Genomic DNA, 23,014 nt, shown 5'->3' with positions numbered 1-23,014 from the left:
CCTGATGAACGAAGACCGCAAGCACAGCTTCATGCAGCGTCGCTTCGTGCAGTTGGAGGGACTCGTCTTGCCAGAGATCATGTGGCTCTACTTCGAATACGCAAAGAGCTATGTGATGGCGGGGAACTACTTCAAGCTCGAGCAAAGCACCTGCTCCTTGGGTAGGTATTCCGACGCCTTTGGGGAAGCGTTGCTGGTGCGCCTGTTGCCGGAGGTGGAAAAACTGGTCGGAAAGCGGCTTTTCCCTACCTACTCGTTCCTGCGCTTCTACACGCCGGAATCGCGACTGGACAAGCATACGGATCGTGCTTCCTGCGAATACAGCCTCACCCTGACTGTCGGCCATGAAGGAGCACCTCCGGCGTGGCCCATCCTGCTGGAGAGCAAGGGACAGGTGGAACGGATCGAGCTTGCAGTGGGCGATGCCTTGCTGTTCCAGGGAGCCGATCTTCCGCATTGGCGCGAGCCCCTGGCTGAAGGCAACTGGCTGCAGCTGTTCCTGCACTACGTCGATGTCGACGGTCCGCAGGCCGGGCATCGCTTTGATGGCCGTCGCCATACCGGCCCCCGCACGGGGATTGCGCCGTGAAACTGCTGATCGTGGCCGGGAGCGAGGATTTTCATGCGCTGGCGGTGGAATATGCCATGCGTGTAAAGGGTCGCACGGTGCATCGCCTGAGCAGCGACAACCTGACACGCGCAGATACATTGAGCCTGCGCTTCGACGCACAGGGATCGCAGACGCGCCTGGATCTGGGCGGACGGCCCATATCGCTGGAGTCCATCGGCGTGGTCTGGAACCGCCGCCCATACGAGTCGATCCAGACCAGCCCGGTAGCCGATGAGGACGCGCCGTTCATGCGTCGCGAAGTCTCGGCCGCACGCGACGGACTGTATCAGCTGCTGGCGCGCGCTCAATGGGTGAACCCCGTCGAGTCGGTGGCCAGGGCGGAAAACAAGATCCACCAACTCACCTGCGCGGTCGAGATTGGCTTGCGCATCCCTGAGACCCTGATCGGAAACGATCCCGCTGAGATTCGCGCATTCCTCGGCCAGCACGCCGACTGCATCTACAAGCCGCTGCAAGGCTACGTCTGGTTGCAGGAGGGGCGCCGTAGGGCAACCTACACGGCTCGGGTAAGGGAGGCCGATCTGCCGAACGATCCAGTGCTGCGTGCCGTTCCCGGCATATACCAGCGTCGTGTCGAGCACGCATATGAGGTACGCGCGCAGTTCTTCGGACGCCAGTGCGCGGCCATCAAGATCGACGTGTCCTCGCATGATTGCTTGGATTGGCGCTTGGTACAAGGAGCGATCGAGTGCTGTGAGCGGGCGAACGTTCCCGAGGACGTGCAAATCCGCTGCCTCGCGCTGATGGAGCGTCTTGGGCTAGTCTCGGCGGGCTTCGACTTCCTGGTCGGAAGCGACGGCGAATGGACATTCCTCGAAGCCAACCAGGCCGGACAGTTTCTGTTCCTGGAAGACTGGTGTCCTGAATTGCCGGTACTGGACATGTTCTGCGAGTTTCTCGCTGATCCATCGCCGCAGTGGCGCTATCGACCCCATGCAGCGCCCATTCGATTTGCAGAGTTCATCAAGGACTATCGAAAAACGGACGCCGAGCTGGCCTGAGCCAGGCGCGCGTTTCATAGATTTGCGCCAGGTGCTGGCGCAGATATGTGGCGTCAATTCCGGCGCCATGAAACTAAGGAAGCAACGACATGAAGAATGACGATCTGAAGAAGGACCTGGAATCGCGCGTGCTCGGTCACATCCTGTCGAAGGAGGAGATGGAACTGGTCGCCGGCGGCGACGGTGACGGGATTCCGACTCTGCCCCCGGTATCCACCACCCCGAAGACCGATGGCGTAGGCCCCCAGCCGGGACCCGTCTAACCGGTCTCGCTACATTGCGATGCGAGCCCGCGAGGGCTCGCATCGCTTGATGCGCCAATGCAGGGAGCGGCGATCCATGCAACTCGAACACTCCATACTCAAGAAGCATTGCCCCCATCTGGCGGTGATCGATGTTGCCGCGCGGATGGCGGGTCAGCCCGTGTCGTCGGCCGAGGTCGCGCTGAAGGGAGCACCGCGCTGGTACCGGGACAAATTTACACTGCAGCATGCCGCCGATGCGTTGGCCGAACTGGGCGTGCAAACCTTGGGGTTCCGCGCCGATGCGACGCAGTTGCGGCTGGGACGCCTGCCCGTGCTGGCGCAGATACGGCTGAACGGAGCGCATGAGTTTGTTGTCGTGGCCCGGATCGACGGGCAATCGGTGCTTAGCTACAACGGCAGCGACGGCTGGTGGCTGGAAGCATGGAGCGATTTCGTGGCGCGTTGGACGGGGGTATGTCTCGCCCTTGGCGACGACCGGTCGAGCGGGACAGGTGCCACCTTGGATAGGGGTGCGTCGCATGACCTGGCACTGCGACTGGTCGAGGAATTCATATCGGAGCAAGAGTGTCGACAGCTCGTGGGTGAGGCCGATCCCTTGTTCCGTCGGAGTATGGTCAGTGCCGATGGCAGCCTGCACAGCGAAGTGCGTTCCAGCGGCCGCACTAGCCAGTCGGCTTCCTGTTCTGGGCCGCTGTGCGACAGCATCGTACGCCGCGCAGCGGCGCTGATAGGCGTGGAGGCTGAGCGTTTCGAACCGCTTCAATGTGTACGGTACGAGGCGGGCGAGAAGTTCTCGCCACACTACGACGTGCCCGTGGCCCGGGGTGATCGCGCTTCGCGCGGCTGGACGATGCTGGCCTATCTCAACGATGGATTCGAGGGCGGGGAAACCTTGTTCCCGCTGCTGGATCTGAGGGTAAGACCAAAACGGGGCGGCCTGCTGATGTTCCGCAACCGCCGATCGGCCGGGGGCGATGTCGAGGGGAGTGCGTTGCATGCCGGCATGGCGGTCGCCGGTGGCGTGAAGTATGCATGCAACATCTGGTGCGCGGACCCTGCATGAGCCGAGGTTGACTGAAATGAAACGTCGTATTTCGTGTGCCTTTCTTGTCCTCGCGGCGCTGTGCTCGGTCCTTGGCGCCACGCAGGCCCGGCAACCTGCGCAGAAGCAGGAGGAAGCCAGGCCGCTGCCGCAAGCGGTGAAACTGCCTGTAGGCGAGCAGGACGTCTGGGTTAGTCACCAGAGCGGCGGCGTCGACCGTCAGGCGACGGTGACACCGATGGCTGACGGTGGCTTCCTGCTGGTGTACGCCCAGTATCAACACGGCGACATCGATTCGTCGCGGCTGTGGCAGATATCGTCCCTCGACGGACGCAGCGTATCCTCGCCAGCGCGTCTATCGTTTGGTGGCGAGGTCGAGGATGGCCCGGTGTACATCAGGAGCAACGGCGGAACCTGGCTCTATTTCGCCAGCAGCGACGCCGGGCTGGGCACAGTGCGTCTGTGGCGCGCGCGCGCGGACGGTGCCCGCTTCGCCGCGCCACAGCGCTTGAGCGATGCGCAGGGGCTCAACCGGCTCAGCCAGCTTCCAAGATGGGTTGGTTCGGGAAAGGACGTGATGCTGACCTTCCGCGGTGACGAAGCTGGCCCGCAATGGCAACGCTGGCATGGTGGCGATAGGCCGGGCGAGTCGATCAAGCTGGTTTCGTCCCGGGTGGCCTATCCGCGCGTGGTGCCCATGGGGAAGGATGGATGCTTCTTCAGCTTTCAGCGGCCCCCCAGTGGGGGCTATATGGCGACGTATTACAGCGTCAGTCGCGATTGCGCAGTGTGGTCCGAGCCGGTGGAGTTGTCGCCACCAAAGGCGCCGAACAAGGCCGATGTGCATGATGCCTTTGCATTGCCGCGTCAGGATGGCGGAACGGACGTGTACTACGTGTATCCGTCATTCAAGGGCAAGGCGGCGCGCTTTCCGGTTGGCTTCGATCTGTACCGGCGGTCCGTGGGTATCGACGGCTCGCTCGGTCCTGAACAGCTTTTGACTGACCGGCTTCACTTCAATCCTTTTGCGCCCTCCGCGCACAGGCTGGCCGACGGCTCGGTGCTGGTGTCCTTTTCCGACATCCAGGAGAACGGTGCACAGGGCGTGGCGTGGGCGCGCCTGACCTTGTTCCGGATCCAGCGTGACGCGCCAACGCCCGTGCCTGATTGAGGGCAGCAGGGCATGGCCGACACGGCAGTGAGCAGCAGCGCAAGGTGCGAAGTGACGATGATGGATCGGAAGGCCCAACGATGAGAGTCATCCTTCAATCAGAGGCTGCCGAATGCGGTCTGGCCTCGCTTGCCATGGTGGCCGACCATCACGGCTTGCGCCTGGGATTGGCCGAGCTGCGCAGGCGCTTTGCGCTATCGCTGAAGGGCATCCGGTTGGATCGCCTTGTGCAGATAGCACAGCAGGTCGGCTTTTCCGCCCGTGCGCTGCGGGTTCAGTTGGAGGATCTTCCGCGCCTGGCCATGCCTTGCATCCTGCATTGGGACCTCAACCATTTCGTGGTGCTGGTGCGGGCAGGGCGCTCCAAGGTCGTGGTTTATGATCCGGCGCTCGGAGAGCGGCACCTGGGCTACCCGGAGGTTTCCGAACGCTTCACCGGGGTAGCGTTGGAGTTGACCCCCGCTGCTGAATTCAGGTCGCGCAACGTGGAGCCGTCGATCAGCCTGGCCAGGCTGACGGGATCGGTGCGGGGGTTGTGGCGGTCGTCTGCGCAGGTGCTGGCACTGTCGGTGGCGCTGCAGGTCTTTGTAGTGCTCGCCCCGTTCTTCATGCAATGGGTGGTCGACCAGGTGCTCGTGTCGGCGGATCGCGACATGCTGGCGGTGCTTGGAATTGGCTTCGGGTTGGCGCTGTTGCTACAGGTGGCTATCAACCTGCTGCGCGGTTGGTCCGTGGTATTCCTGTCTTCGCACTTCGGCCTGCAGTGGATGGGGAACATATTTGGACACTTGTTGTGTTTGCCCCTTGAGTTCTTCGAGAAACGCAACCTGGGAGACATCGTCTCACGCCTGAATTCGGTGCGGGAAATCAAGACCGTGCTGACCACCAGCTTCTTGGAGGCCATCATTGACGGGCTAATGGCCGTGATTACGTTGACGTTGATGCTGATGTATTCGTGGAAGCTCGCGCTCGTGACCCTTGCCGCAGTCGGATTGTATGCCGCCATCCGTGCTATTTCGTACAAGACGCTACGCGATAGAACCGAACAGCAGTTGACTGCAGGCGCACGCCAGCAGACTTATTTGCTGGAATCCCTGCGCGGAATCCAGAGCTTGAAGGTCGCAGGCCAGGAGTCTTCGCGGCGCGCAACCAACGACAACTTGATGGTCGATACGGTGAATGAGGAATTGCGCCTCGCCAAGATGGGGCTCGGATATGCCAGCGCGAGCCAATTGGTATTCGGGGCGGAGCGGATTGCAGTGATCTGGATTGGCGCCATGCTCGCCATGTCCAATGTGTTTTCAGTGGGCATGCTGGTAGCCTACCTGGCCTACAAGGATCTGTTCGCGCAGCGCGTGGGTGGTTTAGTCGACGCATGGATAGAGTTCCGGATGTTGCGACTGCACGCAGAGCGTCTCTCCGACATCGCGCTGGCGGAGCCGGAAGAAATGGATGATGAGGTCGAGCTTCCGCCACCCGTGGACACTCGGATCGAAGTCGAGAATCTCTCCTTTCGCTATGGAGATGGCGAGCCTTGGGTGCTGCGGGAGTGCAGCTTCGTCGTCGAAGCCGGCGAGTCCGTGGCTATCACTGGCGAATCGGGTTGCGGCAAGACCACCTTGGTCAAGTTGATGCTTGGCTTGCTCAAGCCAACCGAGGGACGGATTCTCATCGGTGGGCGTGACCTGCATGGCCCGGGCATGCGCAGTCTGCGGAACGTGGTTGGTGCAGTGATGCAAGACGATCAGCTGTTTGCCGGTAGCATCGCCGATAACATCGGGTTCTTCGGCCTGGGCCTGGATCAGGAGCGGATTGAGCGGGCAGCGCGACTTGCATCGATTCACGAGGAGGTGGTGGCGATGCCCATGGGCTATCACAGCCTGATAGGCGATATGGGGAGCTCGCTATCGGGCGGGCAAAAGCAGAGGATCATTCTTGCTCGCGCCCTGTACCGGGACCCGCGGCTGTTGTTCTTGGACGAGGCCACCAGCCACTTGGATGTCGGCAAAGAGCGCCGGGTCAACGAGGCGGTGAAGCAGATGCAGCTGACCAAGGTCATCGTAGCCCACCGCCCTGAGACAATCGATAGCGCGGACCGGGTACTGGTGGTGGAAAAAGGCCGCGTGGTAACCCGTGGCGTGGCGCCGGGCGGGGCGCACATCGCTGTGGTCGAGCTAGAACCTGCCGGGGTGGGAGCAAGTTAGACAGTATTGGGTGTCGGAGTGTAGCGGTTGAAGATTCGGCCGATGCGCGGAGGGCATTGCCCTGGCAGGCCGGAATTCCTGGCGTCTTCGGAAGCCAAGCTCCTTCAAGCCAGCACCGAACGGACAGGCATGCGATTGATTCCGCACTGCACATTGTCGGCGGCCTATAGCTACACAAGCAGGCAGTGGCTGCCGGGCTCACCTCCGCTCAATTGCGCTCCCTTTCTGCGCCGTGCACTGGTCTGGAGACGGCGGAGCGATATAGCGTTGCTCGACCATGCTCGACCATGCTCGACCATGCTCGAAGGCTCGGTGGCCGATGCGTTCTGTGGCCGCAGGTGGGCCAGCGGCACAGTGCGGCGGCTATGCGCCTCTTTACATCGCTATGGCGTCTCACGCCGCTCCTGCAGCACCGCAGGCGGCTCGACCTCTATCCGTACCGGCACCCCGAGCGCTTGCGTAAGCTCGGTCTCCTTCGCCTTGCCGCCTACGCTGCCGCGTGCGATCGCCACGACGATCGCGCCGGTGCGCTCGTCCACGTAGCGGCCGTGCGCCGTCGGCAATGCCGCATCGATCCTGGTGGCGCTGTCGGACATGATGCGGTTCAACTCGGCGAACGAATGCGCTGCGCCAGGCTCGAATACCACCTGCAGGTGGCCGCCGGCGACGGCGTGCGTCTGCGGCGCGACGGGCTTGGCGCCGGTGAGCCGGACCACGATCCGGCGCTGCTCGCGCTCGTAGTAGAGCCCGGCCAGCCGGTCCGCATACTGCTCGCGCAACCGCTGCACGATCGGGCCGGTGTCCGGCTCGGCCTCATCGGGCGGCGCCGTCGGCGGCGTTGCGGCCGGTGAAGCAGAAGCCGGAGCAGGGGGCGGAGTAGAAGCCGGAACCGGAGTTGAAGCAGAAGCCGGAGCGGAAGCCGAAGCCGCAGCCGCAGCCCCCGCGTTATCCGGCTTCGGCGCCGTGTCGTCCGTCCTGCTGCATCCCGTGGCGCCCAGGCACATCATCAGTGCAATTCCCGGTACTCGCATCGTGCTTTCCATGATCGAAGGGAGATCGGCCGTTTATACCGGCCGACCATGAACCCTGCCTGGGCGGCCACGGGGGTGCCAGGCGCTACGGATAGAGCAGGTTGAGCCCCAGGCTGTCGTAGGCCCAATCGGTGCTCGTGTAGTGGCACGGACTGCCGCCCGCCAACGGCCCGGAGAAGTGGATGCCCGCGGCGAGGGTCGATGCCGTGAACCACGGTCCGCCGCTGTCGCCGCCAGCGCAAAACAGCGACGCGCCGGCCACGCGCACGTACACCGCGTTGCAGGCGAGGTTGTTGTTGGGACCGCAGATGCTGCCGGGGCTGGATACCGTGGACTGGACGCTGCCGCAGTTGTAGCCGCCGCTCTGTCCATAGTGGCAGTGCACGGCACCGGTCGTCGTCGCGCCGCGTGTGCGCCGTCCCGTCGCTGCGCGCCAGGCGTCGGCATAGAAATAGCCGCCGAAGGCGACGGCGGTATTGCCGAGCCGGAGCAGGTCCGCATTCGCGTTGGCCAGCAGCGCCACCTCGTTCAGCGTGTGCACGGCGCCATCCAGGCCGGTGTAGGTCTGCGCCGCGCCGGTGTCGCAATGCCCGGCGGTGAGCACGCCATGCTGGTTGCTGGCCGCATGGTTGACCGCGAACCCGGTGGTGCACTGCGAGGACAGTACGCCGCTGCCATACACCGCCTGCGGCACCGAGCGCGGCGCCGCGTCGACGCGCACCGGCACCCCGGCGAGCCGTTCGAGCCGCGTGGTCAGCTGCGCCGGACTGCGGGTGTCGGGATCCACTTCGATGACGACGGCGCCGGCGCGTTCGTCCACGTAGCCGGCGTGGATCCCCGAGGCCTTGTCGCGCAGTCCGGACGACAGTACCCGCTCCAGGCCGGCGGCCAGTTGCGCCACGGTGTGCGCCGCGCCGGTCTCGAAGGCGACCTCGAGCGTGTCGGTGCCGAAGGTGTGGAACTGCGGACGCACCGCCTGCGCGCCGGTCAGGCGCACCACCAGCCGGTCCACCGGGGCGTGCTCGATGTACACGCCCGCGAGCCGGCCGGCATGGCGCGTGCGCAGTTGCTCGGCCAGCTCGGCGGCGTGCTCCTGCACGTTCATGATGCTGCGCGCACGCGCCGGGTCCACGTCCAGCGCCGCGGCGATGGCGGGCAGGTCGTGGTCCAGCGCCTGCGCCCGCGTCAGCGCATCGCCCGGCACCGCCGCCGGCGGCGCCGCCGCCTCGGCCGGGCCTGCGGACAGTCCTGCCAGCGCCGCCGCCAGGGCCAGGCCCAATCCCTGGGACTTGATCGTGTTCGTTCCTGCAGTCGCCAGTCGCGCGCACACCCGTTCGAGGTTCATCGTCGCTCTCCTGTGGATGGAAGGTCGTGGCGAAGCCGCGACCGGGCGGACTGTAGGAAGCGCGAAGCCGGTTTTTCTGTGATGGACAGGTGGGTCCGGCGCGGGCGCCGGGACTTGTCTACCCCAGGTGCCACGCCGCGGAATGCGCTTCACGGCGATGGCGATGGCGCGCGGAAAAAAAGCGCAGGTAATCGCCGCTCCGGTCCGCGTTGCTCGCCGTTTTGTGCGCCGCCGAAGAAATCGGACCGGTTGTCGATGCTGCTTGCACAGGCCTGTGGGCCGGTTCGGCTGCAAGCGGCGGCGGCCGCCAGGCGCCGCCGGCATGGTCGCGACGGCACGCAGCGCGGCCGTACTGCGCGCGATGCCGCCGGCGTTACAGACCCGGAGACATGCCGCCATCCACTCGCAGGTTGATGCCGGTGATGTAGCCGGCGACGGCGCTGGCCAGGAACGCGACCGCAGCCGAGACCTCATCCAGTCGACCAACCCGGCCGAGGGGCACCTGCGCGAACAGCGGGAGCATGGCCTGCTCGATCTGCGCCCACGGCGCATCCTCGTCGGCTACGCCACGTTCGGCAGCGGCTTGGCGGAAGCGCGCATCGAGCGTGGCGCTGTGGATGGTCCCGGGAGACACGGCGTTGACCGTGATCCCGTCGCCGGCCACCGCCTTCGCCATCGACGCGGTCATGGCGTTCATGGCCGCCTTGCATGCCGAATAGTCCGGTGCGAAGGCCGGAGGCATCGTGGCGGCGAGGCTGGATATGTTGATCACCCGGCCCCACCGCGCTCGCTGCATGCCGGGCAGCAGCCACGTGGTGATGCGAAGCGCGGCCAGTACGTTGCGGTCGTACGCGCCGGCCCACGCGTCCGCTCGCGTCGTGGCCCAGCTGTCCCTGGCGCCGCCCGAGCCCCCGGCGTTGTTGACCAGGATGTCGATCGGGCCGACCAGGCGCTGCGCGTCCGCGGCCAGGCGTTGCGCCTGGTCGGCATCGGTCAGGTCGCCGGACACGGCATGGGCGCGGCCGCCCTGCACGACGATATCGTTGGCGACCCGCTCGGCAAGCGCCTGGTCGCGGCCGTGCACGACGACCACGGCGTTCTCGGCGGCGAGCTTCCGGGCGATGGCTTCGCCGATGCCTTTGCTGCTGCCGGTGACGAGCGCGGTCTTGCCGTCGAGGTCCAGGTCCATGGCGGGGCCTTGTGCTGCGGGTGCCTTCGCAACGTAAGATCGGCCGATGGACGACACAAGTACGCACCTTTTGGTGCCCGACCGCGGGCAGCGCGAGGCCTGTCTTGGCCCCGACGGTTCGGTCGCGCACGTGACCGGGTTGATGAAGGCGATCCAGGGACGCTGGAAGCTGCCCATCCTGTTTCGGCTGTATGCGGATCCTTCGCTGCGGACCGCGCAGCTGCGGCGGTCCCTGGCGGGCATCTCGCAGAAGATGTTGACGCAGCACCTGCGCGAACTGGCGGCGGACGGCCTGGTCGAACGCGTCGATTTCGGCGAGAAACCCCTGCGGGTCGAATATCGCCTGTCCGAGCGGGGCCGGCGGCTGCGGCCGGTGCTCAAGGCGATGCGCGATTTTTCGGCGAACCGGTCGGCCTAGGGTTGCCGTGCCCGCAGCGGTGCGGTCCGCAACGCGGGTCTGCACGAGTTCATGCGATCGCGCGTGCCCGATAGCACAATGCGCCTGGCACGGCCGGCGCGCGTTCGGTGCACGCCGATGCACCCGGAGGGCAGGACTTGGAAACGATACGGCACGAAGGACAACGCGGCGTCGCGGCCACCCGGCTCTACGCGCTGCTCGCGCGCGAGGGCCGCACGGGCGTGGTCTTCCGCCGCGGGCCGAGCAGGCAGGTGCAGCTGATCCGCTGGGACCTGCGCACGGATACCTTCGAGCACGGGCAATGGTTCAAGGGCCGCATCTACGAACGGCGCTGCGATCTCTCGCCGTCGGGCCGGTTGCTGGTCTATTTCGCGTCCACGCAGCGCGGCGACTTCGGCACCTGGACCGCGGTCTCGCGCCCGCCGTTCTTCACCGCGCTGGCGCTGTGGCCGAAGGGAGACAGCTGGGGCGGCGGCGGCATGTTCGACGACGAGCACACGCTGCTGTTGAACCATCGGCCGCTGGAGGGCCGCGAGCCGTTCCCGATGCCCGCCGGCTTCCGGCTGAAGCCGGGCATGCGGGTGTTGCCATTCGGGCAAGGGTCCGGTGGCGGCGAAGACGATCCGATCGACAGCGTGCTGCGGCAGCGCGACGGCTGGCAGGTGATCGACGGCGGCGAGGGCGAAACCGGCCGGCTCAAGGACGATGTGCTGTATCGCTTCAGCCGGCCGCGGATCGCGCAGAAGGCGGGAGTCGGCGGCCGGCGATTGGAGGCGCGGCTGCATGCCGTCGGCCGCCGGAACCAGGCGTGGTACGACCTGGAGCATTGCGTGCTGGACCGCGATGGAAATACGCTGCTGCGTCTGCCGGGCAGCGATTGGGCGGACTGGGACGGCGGCGACCTGGTGTTCGCGCGGAACGGCTGCCTCCATCGCCTCGCCAAGAGCGACTTCAAGCGCTACGAGCACGAAGGCGAACAGGCCTTCCGCCTGCTGCACGATTTCAGCAACGCGCGGTTCACGCCGCTGGCGCCTACCGAGGATGCGCTCAAGTATTGAGGGCAGCCTGGCGGGCAAAGCGGGTACAACGTGCGATGGCTGCGTCGCGCTAGCCTTCGATCGCCGTGCCGAAGGCCAGCGCCTGCGCCTTGCGATCGCCGGTCAGCGCGCCACGCATGGCCTGTTCGCTCAGCGGGCGCACGATCCACTCGGCCGAGACCTTGCCATTGCCCGCCTGCACGATCGCGATCGCCAGGAAGTAGGTGCGGCCCGGGCCCACGCAATACCAGAAGGCGTCGTTGGGCACCGGATCGCGGACGAGGCGATAGACATCGTCCCCCGCGTAGCGCGAGGTCTGGCGGCTGATCTTGACCACCTGCAGCGCCGCGCCACTCACCTGGCCTTCGGCTGTCTGGAAGGTGCGGCGCGCGAAGCTCTCCCGCAGCGTCCGCTCGACCTTCTGCCGCCCGCGCCATGAGAGATAGACGCCGCACGCGGCGAACAGCACGATTGCTGGGATGGCTAGGACCGCGCCCATATCCGCCGCGTGGAGTGTGTGATGCGCCGATGATAGCCGGGCAGGGAGCGTTGGGCGCAGCGTCTGCCGCGCTGCTTGCGGAGCGCCGCTGCGGAGATGCCAGGCGCGGTGAGCGGGCCAGCAGAAGCGGGTGCGCCGGGCGCGCAGGCAAATGCGCGCTGCCGGCGCAGGTGTTCGATCCGACGGGATGCGCCGACGGAATCGGGATCTCTCCCTCTCCCGTCTTCGCATCGGCCTGCTTCGTCAGTCCTGACTCTTGCCTTTGCCCTTGCGCTTGAACTCCATGATCAGCCGCGCCAGTTCGTCTTCCTCGGCATAGAAGAAGGCCAGCGGCATCTCGAGCGCCGCCGCGAGGCGTTGCAGGGTCTGCAGGTCGGGCTGGTGGACGCCGGTCTCGTAGCGGTTGACGCGGGTGCTGGCGACGAAATCGTCCAGGCCGGCCTTGATGCCCAGGCTGCGCTGCGAAATGCCGTAGACCTCCCGCGCCTCGCGTAGCCGGCGGCTGTAGACGGGGAGCGGTTTTTTCTCAGCCACCTGCGTACGTGTCCCGGACTTCGATACGCGGAAGCTTCCGGAACGGGGCTTGACTTCGATACTACGCTAAACGTAGTCTCGCCATGTCAGCTACGTTAAACGTAGTCATGCGACGTCTTTCGCGCGAACCGGCAGCAGGTGCGATGCGGTGCGGAGGCGGCAGGGGGAAGGGAAAAGCGGGAGCAGACAACGCGGCGACGACGAATCGGCATTCCGGATGGAACGCCGGCACGCCTCACGCGGGCGACGGTTGTTCGTATCGCTAACGCCGTGCAGCGTGGCGATGTTCGCGGTCGGTGGGATGGGTCGCCGCTGCCGGCGCGGCCCGTGCGGACCGTCGCTGCTCGATCCAGCGCCGACATGGAGGCATGGCGGCAGGGCCAACCAGGGGAAAACCAAAGGACGCAGCATGAAGAACAGCACGTTACGCAACGCCATCTCCATCGCCCTGCTCGCCGCCGCCAGCGGGGCGGCGGGCGTGGCCGCAGCCCAGGAGGCGACACCGCATGCGGATGCGGCCGCCACCCAGCTCGAGGCGATCGAAGTCACCGGCACGCGCATCAAGGACGGCGCGGTGCCGTCGCCGGTGATCTCGGTCGATGCGGCGCGGATCCAGGAGGAGGATTTCAGCGACCTCGGCGAGGTGATCCGCAGCATTCCGCAGAACTTCTCCGGAGGCCAGAACCCGGGCGTGCTCAGCGGGAATCTGGCCGGCGCCGGCAACGCCAACCAGAACATGACCGGCGGGTCGAGCCTGAACCTGCGTGGGCTGGGGGCCGACGCCACCTTGACCCTGCTCAACGGGCGCCGCATGGCTTATGGCGGCTTCACCCAGTCGGTGGACATCAGCGCGATCCCGGTGGAGGCGGTGGAACGGGTGGAGATCGTCGCCGACGGCGCGTCGGCGATCTACGGCTCCGATGCGGTGGGCGGCGTCGGCAATGTGATCCTCAAGCGCGAGTACGAAGGCGTGACCGTCGGCACGCGCTACGGACGCGCGACGCAAGGCGGGATGACCAGCCGCGAGTACGACCTCACCGCCGGCGCCACCTGGCGCAGCGGCGGGATCATCGCGACCTACAAGGACGCTTCGGTCGATCCCATCCATAGCCAGCAGCGCCGCTACAGCGCGCAACTGCTCGATCCTTCGACCCTGTATCCCGGCAGCGACCTGCGCAGCGGCCTGCTCAGCGCGCACCAGTCCCTGGGCGACGTCGCCGAGCTGCGCCTGGATGCGCTGCGGTCCGAGCGCGACCAGCTGCACCTGTACAACGCCAGCGGCAGGAACAGCCGGGTCACGCCGGAAACCACCACGACGTTGCTCTCCCCCAGCCTGGATGTGTGGCTGCCGAACGACTGGAAGCTTTCGCTCGGCGCCACCTCCGGCCGCAGCGAACACGCGCAGTACCGGCGCGAGACCGTGCTCGCCACCGGCGCGGCGACCGTCACCGATGTGTGCTACTGCAACGACAGCCGCAGCTACGAGCTCGGCGCCGAGGGGCCCCTGTTCGCCGTGCCTGCCGGCGATGCGCGCCTGGCGCTCGGCATCGGCTATCGCAGGAACGAGTTCCGCAACGTCGACCACGTCGCGGGAGCCGACACGATCCGCGGACGCGAAAGCGCCAGGTTCGCGTACGCGGAAGCCAACCTGCCGCTGATCGGGCCGGGCCAGGACATCGCCGGCGTACAGCGCCTGACCTTGACCGCTGCGGTGCGAGGCGAGGACTACAGCACGTTCGGCGGGGTGACCACACCGAAGCTCGGCGTGGTCTACGGCCCCAACGCCGACTTCACGCTGAAGGCGTCCTGGGGCAAGTCGTTCAAGGCGCCGACGCTGTTCGAGCGCAACTATGCGCGCAATGCCTGGCTGTTCTTCCCGAGCAGCTTCGGCGGCACCGGGTATCCGGCCGATGCGACGGTGCTGGTGCTCGATGGCGGCAACCGTGATCTCGAACCGGAGCGTGCCATCACCCGCTCGCTGTCGCTGGCGTACCATCCTGCCGGACTGCGCGGCCTGGAGGCGGAGCTGAGCTGGTTCAGCGTGGACTACAGCAACCGGGTGATCCAGCCGATCGCCAATTCCAGCCAGGCGTTGAACAATGCGATCTATGCGCCTTTCGTCGACCGCACGCCGACGGCGCAGGAGCAGGCGGATGTCATCGCACGTGCCGGCACGTTCTACAACTTCGTCGGGGCGCCGTACGCGGCCGACAAGGTGGCCGCGATCATCTACACGCAGTACGCCAACGTGGCCCGGCAGGACATCCAGGGCGTCGACCTGTCGGGGTCGTATCGGCTGGAACTGGAGCCGGGGACATTGACGCTGCGCGGTTCGGCGAACTGGCTGGACAGCACGCAGCAGACCGTCCCGACCCAGGGCGCGCACGCGCTGGCGGGCACGCTGTTCAACCCGCCGAAGGTCAGCAGCCGCGCGGGCGCGGTCTGGAAGCAGGGCGGGTTCACGGCGTCGCTGTTCGCCAACTATCGCGGGGGGGTGAGCAATCGGATCGACGGGGTGAAGTCGGCCTCGTTCACCACCGTCGATGCGGCGCTTCGCTACGCCACCGGTCCGCGCGGCGATGCCTGGTCCGGGCTGGAGTTCGGCTTGTCCGTCGACAACGTATTCGATCGCGATCCGCCTCTGTACCGGGTCACCTCGCCGCTGTACGTGGCGCCGTACGACTCGACCAACTACTCGGCGATCGGGCGCTTCCTGAGCCTGTCCGTGTCCAAGCACTGGTGATGCCGCGGCGGTTGCGCGGCGCAAGCGCCGCTTGCCGACGGTTTGAGAGAAGGGACTGCATCCATGTCGAAATGCATCGTGTGGCGCCTGCTGCTGGCGGCCACCCTGTGGATGGGTATTGCGTACCTGTGCCACGCCGAAGCCGTGCCGCCGCGCCGGCTGCTGGAAGTGGCCGACATCGGCGGCCCGACGCTGTCGCCGGAGGGGCGCCGCGTGGCGTTCCGGGTGGAGCAGGCGGCGCTGGAACGCAACACCTACGACAGCGCGTGGTACGTGCAGGGCCTAGGCGATGCATCGCCCAGGCGGGTCGCGGAGGGCGGCGTGCCGTTGCGCGACTCGGCCGGAGGCGCGTTGCCGGCGCGCGCGGTGTGGTCGCCGGACGGCCGCTGGATCTACTACCGCGCGCGGGTCGACGGCAGGATCGACGTCTGGCGCGCGGCCGCGGACGGGACGGGGGCCGCGCCCGTGACGCGCGACGCTGCGGACGTGCGCGAGTTCGTGTTGGACCCGGACGGGCGCGTGCTCCGGTACAGCGTCGGCGCGACGCGCGAGGAGGTCCTGTCGGCCGAACAGGCCGAGTACGACCGGGGCATCCACATCGACGAAACCGTGCCGATTGGCCAGGGCCTGTTCCGGTCCGGCAACGTCGAGGGACGCCTGGCCACGCAGCGCTTCGGCAAGGTGTGGTTCGATCGCGCCTCGCTGCTGGCCGAGGTGCCGGACCGATGGATGGCGCTGGACCTGCAGACCGGGGCAACCCGCGCGCTGGCCGCCGCTCCGGAGGCAGCGGCCGAACCGGCGCCGGCCGCAGGCATGGCGGGCGTCGATGGCGATCCGTGGAAGTCCGTGCGCGATCCGCGTGGCGGCAGCATCGCCCTGCTGGCGCGCGTGGGCGACGGCCGCGGGCAGTTGCACCGGCCCGATGTGCTGCTGTCGGTGCTCCGCGGCGGGCATGCGCGGCGCGCGGTGCACTGTACGTCGGCGGCGTGCACGGGCAAGGCCATCACCGGCATCCAGTGGCGTCCGGGCCATGACGAAGTGCTGTTCACCATCACCGATCCCGGCCTGGGCCTGGCGCAGTCGATCCTCCGCTGGAACGTCGAGTCCGGCGCGGTGCGCCAGGTCGTACGCACGCGGGGACTGGTCAACGGCGGGCGCGATCCCGCGTCGAACTGCGGCCTATCGGCCGAGGCCTTGGTGTGCGTGACCGCGGAAGCCGACCGTCCGCCACGGCTCGAACGGATCGATCTGGAAAGCGGCGAGCGCCATGTGCTGTTCGATCCCAACGTGGCGCTCGCGCTGGACATGGCCCGCGTTGCGCCGGCGCGCCTGCTGCGTTGGGCGGATGCGCAGGGGCGATGGTTCAGCGGCCAGTACTATCCGGCACGACGACGCGGTATTGCGCCGGCGCCGTTGTTCGTCACCTACTACAGCTGCCCGGGTTTCGTGCGCGGCGGGGCAGGCGACGAATGGCCGCTGGCCTCGCTGGCGCAGGCCGGCATATCGGCACTGTGCATCAACCAGTTGCCCGGCTACACCCTGGACGCGGTCGAGCGGCATGGGCAGGGGCTGGCCGCGGTCGAGAGCGCGATCGATCTGCTGTCCTCGGCAGGGGAGGTCGACCGGACGCGCGTGGGGATGGGGGGATTGAGCTTCGGTGGAGCGGTGACGTTGTGGACCGCGACCGAATCGGACCTGCTCGCCGCCGCATCGGTCGCCAACCCGGTCGTCTCGCCCACCTACTACCTGTTCGGCAGCATGAAGGGCGAGGGCTTCCTCAAGGGCCTGCGCGACATGTGGGGCCTGGGCGCGCCCGGCGAAACGCCGGAACGCTGGAAGGCGCTCTCCCCGGCCTTCAAGCTCGACAGGATCCGGGCACCGATCCTGTTCCAGCACTCCGAGCAGGAGTACTTGTACGCGCTGGACTACGAGATTCCGCTGATCCGCGCGCAGCGTGCGGACCTGTACGTGTTCCCCAACGAGCCGCACCAGAAGTTCCAGCCCAGGCACAAGCTCGCGGCGTACGAACGGAACCTCGACTGGTTCCGGTTCTGGCTGCAGGGCTACGAGGACCCTTCGCCCGCGAAGGCGGCGCAGTATTCGCGCTGGCGGCTGATGCAGCGAACGGTGACGCGCGCTCGATGACGACGTGGACATCAACCCTGGTGACGGACCCAGTTCTCGACCGCGCAGAGGTCGAAGATGCGCATGAACGCGTCGTCCCGGGGCGCCAGCTCGCGGTCGAAGCACCGCTGCAGGGCACCGGTGTCGAGCAACCCCTGCGCCTGGAGCCGGCCGGTCAGCAGATACTCGCGGATACGGCGTTTGCTCTTGCGATAGAACGCGCCGGAGTAGTTCATGAAGGTGCCCTTGCTGCGGCGGTGCAGGATCTCGGCGGGCAAGCTGTCGGCGAACGCGTCGCGGGCGATCGCGCGGTTGCGGCCCTCGGCTATCCACATCCAGCTCGGGACCTTCAGGCAGGCTTCCACCACCGGCTGCGACAGCAACGGCATCCGCAACCGCCATTTCGCGCCACGGGCCAGCCCGTCCCTGAAGACCTGGGTGCCGGCGAGATCGAAGATGCGCTCCCTGTCTCCGGGCAGGGCGTCGTCGGGCGCCACGAACCAGGGATGGGGTTCCAGCAGATCGGGCGCCGGCGTCGCGGCGAGGAAGGATCCGTCGGCCCTGCGTGGCGGCCGCGGCGCCGAGAACAGCTTCCTGAGCGTCAACCTGCCGGCCTTCCAGACCGTGCACTGGTGGAGCTCGGCGAGGTCATGGATCGCCTTGATCGCGGCGGCCATTCCGCGTTCGCGAAACGCATCCGCTGCCGGCGCCGCGGTCCGGGTGTAGCAGAAGACCGTGTCTCCGCCGCCGCCGGAGAAGAAGCTGTTGACGCCGAGCTGCGCGCCGACTGCCTCCTTCAGCGCATTGGACGCATGCTGGAGGAACCACGTGCTCGGAGCGACCGCGTGCGGCGGCGGCGGGGAATCCAGGTGCGCGTCGTCGAATCCCAGCGTTCGCACATGCAGCTCGCTGTGCAGCAGAGCGGCCATCTGCAGCGCATACCGTCGCTCGTCGGCCCCCGGTACTGGCGTGACCAGGTTGCAGCACGCCACGCGGGCGTGCGCGTTCTGCAGGCACGCCGCCACGATCGACGAGTCCAGCCCGCCGGACAGCTCCAACAGGACGGACGCATCCGTGTCGGCCCATTGGCGCACCGTGGACGTCACCGCGGTTCTGACCTCGGCCTCTGCCTGGCGCCGATCGCGATGCCGGCAGTGCGGTGCGACGAAATCCCAGGGGGACCAGGCCTGCTCGATGGTGCTCTGCTCGCCACGCATGTTGAGTCGACAGCCAGGCAGCAGCTCGCGCAGCCCGCAAAGCCCGGTGCGGCCGGTCTTGAGGTGCGGATAGGCGAGGTTGCCGCGGATGAAGTCCCAATCGATCTGCCTGGCGTACAGGCCGATGCGCGTTGCGATCGAGATGTCGGAGGTGATGAAGCCGCCGCCTTGCGAATAGACGCAACCGACGCCGCCGGATGGATCGCGCAGGACGGTCGTGGCGTGGGTATCGCCCGGCGCATGAAGAAGCAGGTACTCGCCCCAGTACCTGTCGATGAGGTGTTCGGCCAGAGTGTGTGCCGAGAGGGGGCCGGATAGGTACGAACCATCCACCGGCACGCCGTTGCGCGAGAAGACGTGGCCGATGAGCGCGCCGCCGCATGCCAAGCGGAGGACGGGCGTGTCCGCCGAGGCATACAGGGCCATATCATCCAGCGCCAGCTTTGCATGGAGCCCAAGGCGATGAAGCGCTTCATCGATATCGCCGTCCGCGGCCCTGCTGCGATGCGCACCCAGCAAAGCGATGTAGCGGTACATCACACCACCCGTAGGGGCGTATGGGAACTGACATTGCCGACCGTGTCGTTCAGGACGAGATCGCCCGCCTGTACCCAGCAATGTGCAGAGAACGGATCGAGCGCGACGCCGAACACGACGTGCGCATCGAGCCGCCGCCTGCGCAGGAATTTCGCCATCGCGACGGAATCCAGCAGGCAACGCATCTGCAGCGGCACATAGGGACGCGCCCGCCGGAATGCGGCAGCGACCTCAGAGAGCCGGGGCTCGACCGATTCGGAAGGCAGCATGACCCGCGACGCGGAGCTGCGCCTGTCGGGCGCGAGGCCAGCAAGGACGGTCCTGAGCGTCGACGACTTCAGCTGAAACCGCGTGTACAGCACGATCGCGAAGACCTCGAGAAGCTCCGAAGGCCGAAGCCGCCGGGATGGAGTGGGGGCCTCCATGGCGCTGCGTGCGGCAGGCTCGATGCTTGGCCGCTCTTCGATTCCTGGGGTGTCATCGACGAGGACGTTGCTTGCGATCAATCCGCTTATGTCCAGGTCGGCAGGCCCATCCCCGTCCAGGTGAGCGAGCAGCGCCCGCTCCATCGCCTGCGGCAGGCGAAAGTAGCGGTCGTTGTCGATGTCGAGGAAGACCAGGTGCTCGCCTACCCGGCAGAACGACAGGCCGTTGCGCATTGCGTAGTGGGTCATGCTCATGCCCCCGTGAGAGAGAGGGCGCACCGGTCGGGTGCGCCCCCCGGTGGCTTCAGTCCTGGGCGATGCCCAGGGCAGTGAAGCCTCCCATTTCCTCGCCTGCCAGCGGACCGCCTTGGGTGTCGGTGCTGGCGACACCGAGCATGATGATCGCCCGGTCCGGTGCATCGAGGTGCAGCGCGTCTTCCTTCATGTCGTTCATGGTTGATCTCCCGGCGAAAGGGCGCGCCGTGGGCGCGCCCTGCCTTCACTCTTCGGAAATGCCCAGGACGTTGGGGCCGCCGATCTCCTCGCCCGCGAGCGGTCCACCCTTGGTTTCCACGCTGGCGACGCCGAGTACGACCACATCATCCGGCAGGTTGGCACGGGCGTTGTCGTTGGTGTCCATCTCTGTCTCCTTCGGTTGCGTCATGGACGTCCCATGACGAGCGCAGCGTAGGAGGCCGGAATTCGTATATTCAAATTATTATTTGCTTGTAGCGAGTAGATTATTCCGTTACGTGATAGCCATCTTGAGATGCCGCGTTCAAGGGCCGTGTTCCTCCCGCGCCGTTCGATACAGGCGCATTCGGCCGGCCTCACCCGGGCGTGGCCGTGCTGATCGCTTAGGCATGAGGGGTGCACGCCGCTTTCCACGGGCGCCAGCCGAGGTGGCAGGCGCGCGAGCCTCAGTGGTGGGGGTCGCTGCGGTCGCTCAGCAAGGCCACGATGCACGGGACGAGCTGCTTGCGGCGTTCGTGATATTCGAGCAGACCGGATCGCAGCGCCGGGATATCGCGTTTCTGCCAGTGCCGGTTGAGCTCGGCTAGCTCTTCGGCCGGCTGTTCGAGCAGGCCGTGCTTGGCGCGCCGTATCGGCGCCAACCGGTCGTTGGCCTGCGTTATGGCGTGGTGCAGGGACCGGTGGCCCGTGGCAGCGGCGATCGCGTCGAACAGCTGCCATGTCCGCTTCACCACGTCGTCGTCGGCGGAGATCTCGAGTTTTCCGACCTTCCGCACCAGCGGCGCGGCGCCGATGTCGCATGCCATCAGCAGCAGGCGCTGCATCCAGTCGTAGAGGTCGCGCAGTGCGACTTCGTTGGGCAAGGGCACCTGCAGCCCGCCGCGCGCATGATCGGCGATCAGGCCCTCGCCGACCAGCCGGTACAGGGCGAATCGAACGGGCGTGGGGCTGGTGTCGAATTGCGCGGCGAGCGTGGCCGGATCGATCCGCTGCCCTGGTAGGTAACGTCCCGATTGCAGGGCGCGCCTGACCTGTCCGTACAGGAACGCACTCTTGGAATGGATCGAACTCATAGCGGAACTCCATGTCTGCGTATGGCTGCCTCCCTGCGCTGGATAATACAAAAGCCTGGAGAGAACGCGATCCGGACATCGCGAAGAAACCATGCGGTGTCTACAGCGCGCGCGCGATGTGGCCGCCGCGCCCTGCGTCTATGGGGGCACGCGTGGGTCGCGTCTGCAGTCCAGGCATGCCTCCAGGCAGCGCCCGACTGCGTCCTTCTCCGAAGGGTTGCGTCCGGTTTATCCGCCTTCCCATCCCATGCATGCTGGACAGTCCGCGATGAAGGCGGACTGGCGCACTCGGATACGACCCGCCCGCTAGCCTGCGCCCTGCAGCTCGGCCAGGAGCGCACGCGGCGTGGCGCCGGCGATGGCGCGGAATTCGGCGATCAGGTGCGCCTGGTCGTAATAGCCCGATGCGACCGCGATGCCTGCCCAATCGGTGCCGCCTTCCTCGCGTGCGGCGCTCAGGGCGCGGCGGAAGCGCGTGAGCTTGGCGAATGCCTTCGGGCTGACGCCCACGGCTTGGCGAAACATGCGGCGCAGGTGTCGCTCGCTCATGCCCAGGTCGCGGGCGACGGCCGCCACGCTGGCGTTCGCCAGCCGTGTGGCGGCATCGAAGGCGAGCAGCGCGTGGGCGCCGGGCGCCTCCGCCATGGCGATGCGTTCGGCGAGCGCATGTTCCAGCACCGCAGCCGCGGTGGCGGTGTCGTGCGCGCCGGCGAGCCGATCGAGCAACCGCTGGGCGGCGGGCCTGCCCCACAGGTCCTCGAGCGCGACGATGCGTCCGGCGATGTCCGCGGCAGGGACGCCGAGCACCGCTGCGTAGGTGTGCAAGTGCAGGCGCGCGAACAGCGTACGTTGCCCGGCGGGAACGATCTTGCGATGCGCCTCCTGCCGCATGCCCAGCGCATGGACATCGAGGCCATTGCGAACCGAAGCGCCGATGCGGACGACGAGATGGATTTCGGGGCCGGGAATGGCGACGCGCGGCAGGTCGCGCTCGCATTCGTGTACGAACAGTTCCGCCACGCCGGCCGGTGCGGCGATGGCTGGCCCGACGCGATGGCGTTCAAAGCGCATATGCATGCGCCCGATTCTGATGACGGCCTGGCGGCCGCGCAAGCCTTGGCCGATTTTTCCAATGCGCACCCGATACCCGAGGCTACGCTGGTTCCATGAAGACAATCCTTGTGACCGGTGCCACCGGAAAAGTTGGAAGCCGCCTCGTCGAGCGCCTCGCCCGGCGTGGCCATCCCCTGCGTGCGCTCGTGCGCGATGCGGCGCGTGCCGCCCATCTGCTGGGCGACCAGGTGGAGCTGGTCGAAGGCGACCTGCTCGATGCCGCCTCGCTCGACGCCGCGGTGCGTGGCATCGATGCCATCGTCCATTGCGCCGCGTTCTTTCGCGGCGCCACGCCCGAACAGGCGCATGCCGTGAACGAGTTGGGCACGCGGCAGCTTGCCGATGCCGCCCGCGCCGCATCCGTCGGACGCTTCGTATTCGCCAGCACCGGCCTGGTCTACGGGCCCAAGGGCGGCGGCCAGGCCCGCGAGGACGACGCGTGCGCGCCGGTGGACGCCTATCCCCTGAGCAAGCTCGCCGCCGAGCGCATGCTGCTCGCGCTGGAGGATCTGGACGTGCGCGTGCTCCGCCTGCCGTTCGTCTATGGCGACGGCGATGCGCACATCGCCGAGGCGGTGCCGTTGATGCGCGGCTTCCCGCCGGGCCAGCGCATGTCGATCGCGCACCATGTGGATGTCGCGCAGGCCTTTGCCTGCGTGCTCGATGCGCCCGCGTTGGCGCATCGCATCTACAACGTCGCCGCCGACGAGGCGCCCGACCTGGCCACGTTGTTCGCAGCGGTAGGCCAGCCCCCGCCCGACGGCTCGCAGGCCGAGCGCGCGCGCGTCTTCGATGCGCTGCTGGACAGCCGCCGCATCCGCGACGAGCTTGGTTTCAAGCCAGTGTTCCCGCGCCTTGCGGATGCGGTCCAGGCCGAAGCGCGGGATGCGGATGCCGTGCCCGATCGGGACGATCGACAGGGCTGACGGGAACAATGGGT

The 23,014-nt window shown here is 67.0% G+C and carries 22 protein-coding genes; 11 read left to right on the top strand and 11 right to left on the bottom strand.

The window, feature by feature from the left end; genetic code table 11:
* The first annotated feature begins 4 nt into the window (after positions 1-4).
* The 6 genes from JR065_RS10575 (at position 5) to JR065_RS10550 (ending at position 6,315) form a co-directional block, all read left to right on the top strand.
* On the top strand, positions 5-589 hold the full coding sequence (locus tag JR065_RS10575) for a hypothetical protein (RefSeq protein ID WP_206234095.1): 585 nt from the start codon (positions 5-7) through the stop codon (positions 587-589).
* Positions 586-1,632 carry an MvdC/MvdD family ATP grasp protein gene (locus JR065_RS10570; protein ID WP_206234094.1) on the top strand — a complete coding sequence of 349 codons (1,047 nt, stop codon included), beginning with the start codon at positions 586-588 and terminating at the stop codon, positions 1,630-1,632. Before JR065_RS10575 ends, JR065_RS10570 begins: the two co-directional genes overlap by 4 nt.
* An 89-nt stretch (positions 1,633-1,721) precedes the next feature.
* On the top strand, positions 1,722-1,895 hold the full coding sequence (locus JR065_RS10565; RefSeq protein ID WP_206234093.1) for a hypothetical protein: 174 nt from the start codon (positions 1,722-1,724) through the stop codon (positions 1,893-1,895).
* Between the two features lie 76 nt (positions 1,896-1,971).
* The gene (locus JR065_RS10560) at positions 1,972-2,961 is read left to right on the top strand and encodes a 2OG-Fe(II) oxygenase (protein ID WP_206234092.1); all 990 of its coding nucleotides are present in this window, start codon (positions 1,972-1,974) and stop codon (positions 2,959-2,961) included.
* Between the two features lie 16 nt (positions 2,962-2,977).
* Entirely contained in the window at positions 2,978-4,111 is a 1,134-nt protein-coding gene (locus JR065_RS10555) for a hypothetical protein (protein WP_206234091.1), read from the top strand.
* An 80-nt stretch (positions 4,112-4,191) separates the two neighbouring features.
* Positions 4,192-6,315: a peptidase domain-containing ABC transporter gene (locus JR065_RS10550; RefSeq protein WP_206234089.1), complete on the top strand. Its 2,124-nt coding sequence runs from the start codon at positions 4,192-4,194 to the stop codon at positions 6,313-6,315.
* Between the two features lie 383 nt (positions 6,316-6,698).
* Here JR065_RS10550 and JR065_RS10545 read toward each other — a convergent pair whose 3' ends face one another.
* The 3 genes from JR065_RS10545 to JR065_RS10535 form a co-directional block, all read right to left on the bottom strand.
* Positions 6,699-7,094, bottom strand: a complete 396-nt coding sequence (locus JR065_RS10545; protein WP_206234088.1) for a hypothetical protein — start codon at positions 7,092-7,094, stop codon at positions 6,699-6,701.
* A gap of 337 nt (positions 7,095-7,431) precedes the next feature.
* Positions 7,432-8,691 (bottom strand): hypothetical protein, encoded by a 1,260-nt coding sequence (locus JR065_RS10540; protein WP_206234087.1) that lies wholly within the window; start codon positions 8,689-8,691, stop codon positions 7,432-7,434.
* Between the two features lie 373 nt (positions 8,692-9,064).
* Positions 9,065-9,880: an SDR family NAD(P)-dependent oxidoreductase gene (locus tag JR065_RS10535; protein ID WP_206234085.1), complete on the bottom strand. Its 816-nt coding sequence runs from the start codon at positions 9,878-9,880 to the stop codon at positions 9,065-9,067.
* 46 nt (positions 9,881-9,926) lie between these two features.
* Here JR065_RS10535 and JR065_RS10530 point away from each other — a divergent pair, with 46 nt between their 5' ends.
* The gene (locus JR065_RS10530; RefSeq protein ID WP_241093533.1) at positions 9,927-10,298 is read left to right on the top strand and encodes a winged helix-turn-helix transcriptional regulator; all 372 of its coding nucleotides are present in this window, start codon (positions 9,927-9,929) and stop codon (positions 10,296-10,298) included.
* Positions 10,299-10,435: 137 nt separating this feature from the next.
* Positions 10,436-11,356, top strand: coding sequence for a hypothetical protein (locus tag JR065_RS10525; RefSeq protein ID WP_241093532.1), 921 nt, complete (start codon positions 10,436-10,438; stop codon positions 11,354-11,356).
* 49 nt (positions 11,357-11,405) lie between these two features.
* Here JR065_RS10525 and JR065_RS10520 read toward each other — a convergent pair whose 3' ends face one another.
* Together JR065_RS10520 and JR065_RS10515 are read right to left on the bottom strand one after the other, a co-directional pair.
* Complete coding sequence (locus JR065_RS10520; RefSeq protein ID WP_206234084.1) at positions 11,406-11,834, bottom strand: hypothetical protein; 429 nt, start codon at positions 11,832-11,834, stop codon at positions 11,406-11,408.
* A gap of 243 nt (positions 11,835-12,077) precedes the next feature.
* A complete protein-coding gene (locus JR065_RS10515; RefSeq protein ID WP_206234083.1) occupies positions 12,078-12,368 on the bottom strand; it encodes a helix-turn-helix domain-containing protein in 291 nt (96 codons plus the stop codon).
* 409 nt (positions 12,369-12,777) lie between these two features.
* On the opposite strand from JR065_RS10515, the gene JR065_RS10510 reads away from it, so the two are divergent.
* Both JR065_RS10510 and JR065_RS10505 read left to right on the top strand, forming a co-directional pair.
* A complete protein-coding gene (locus JR065_RS10510) occupies positions 12,778-15,111 on the top strand; it encodes a TonB-dependent receptor plug domain-containing protein (protein WP_206234082.1) in 2,334 nt (777 codons plus the stop codon).
* 78 nt (positions 15,112-15,189) lie between these two features.
* On the top strand, positions 15,190-17,256 hold the full coding sequence (locus tag JR065_RS10505) for an Atxe2 family lasso peptide isopeptidase (protein WP_343237262.1): 2,067 nt from the start codon (positions 15,190-15,192) through the stop codon (positions 17,254-17,256).
* A gap of 11 nt (positions 17,257-17,267) precedes the next feature.
* Here the strand turns inward: JR065_RS10505 and JR065_RS10500 are convergent, their stop codons facing one another.
* The 6 genes from JR065_RS10500 to JR065_RS10475 form a co-directional block, all read right to left on the bottom strand.
* Positions 17,268-18,989, bottom strand: coding sequence for a lasso peptide isopeptide bond-forming cyclase (locus JR065_RS10500; RefSeq protein ID WP_206234079.1), 1,722 nt, complete (start codon positions 18,987-18,989; stop codon positions 17,268-17,270).
* Entirely contained in the window at positions 18,989-19,663 is a 675-nt protein-coding gene (locus JR065_RS10495; RefSeq protein ID WP_206234078.1) for a lasso peptide biosynthesis B2 protein, read from the bottom strand. Before JR065_RS10495 ends, JR065_RS10500 begins: the two co-directional genes overlap by 1 nt.
* Before the next feature lie 55 nt (positions 19,664-19,718).
* Positions 19,719-19,868: a benenodin family lasso peptide gene (locus tag JR065_RS10490; protein ID WP_277420139.1), complete on the bottom strand. Its 150-nt coding sequence runs from the start codon at positions 19,866-19,868 to the stop codon at positions 19,719-19,721.
* A gap of 45 nt (positions 19,869-19,913) precedes the next feature.
* Positions 19,914-20,054, bottom strand: coding sequence for a benenodin family lasso peptide (locus JR065_RS10485; RefSeq protein WP_206234077.1), 141 nt, complete (start codon positions 20,052-20,054; stop codon positions 19,914-19,916).
* A 280-nt stretch (positions 20,055-20,334) separates the two neighbouring features.
* Positions 20,335-20,961 (bottom strand): GntR family transcriptional regulator, encoded by a 627-nt coding sequence (locus tag JR065_RS10480; protein ID WP_206234076.1) that lies wholly within the window; start codon positions 20,959-20,961, stop codon positions 20,335-20,337.
* A 306-nt stretch (positions 20,962-21,267) separates the two neighbouring features.
* A complete protein-coding gene (locus JR065_RS10475; RefSeq protein ID WP_206234075.1) occupies positions 21,268-22,038 on the bottom strand; it encodes a helix-turn-helix domain-containing protein in 771 nt (256 codons plus the stop codon).
* Between the two features lie 89 nt (positions 22,039-22,127).
* On the opposite strand from JR065_RS10475, the gene JR065_RS10470 reads away from it, so the two are divergent.
* Positions 22,128-23,000, top strand: coding sequence for an NAD-dependent epimerase/dehydratase family protein (locus JR065_RS10470; RefSeq protein WP_206234073.1), 873 nt, complete (start codon positions 22,128-22,130; stop codon positions 22,998-23,000).
* Positions 23,001-23,014: the final 14 nt, after the last annotated feature.

This window comes from Xanthomonas sp. (assembly GCF_017163755.1).
Lineage (GTDB): Bacteria > Pseudomonadota > Gammaproteobacteria > Xanthomonadales > Xanthomonadaceae > Xanthomonas_A.
The sequence above is the reverse complement of the archived record's forward strand: the minus strand, read 5'-3'. Positions and strand labels throughout refer to the sequence as shown.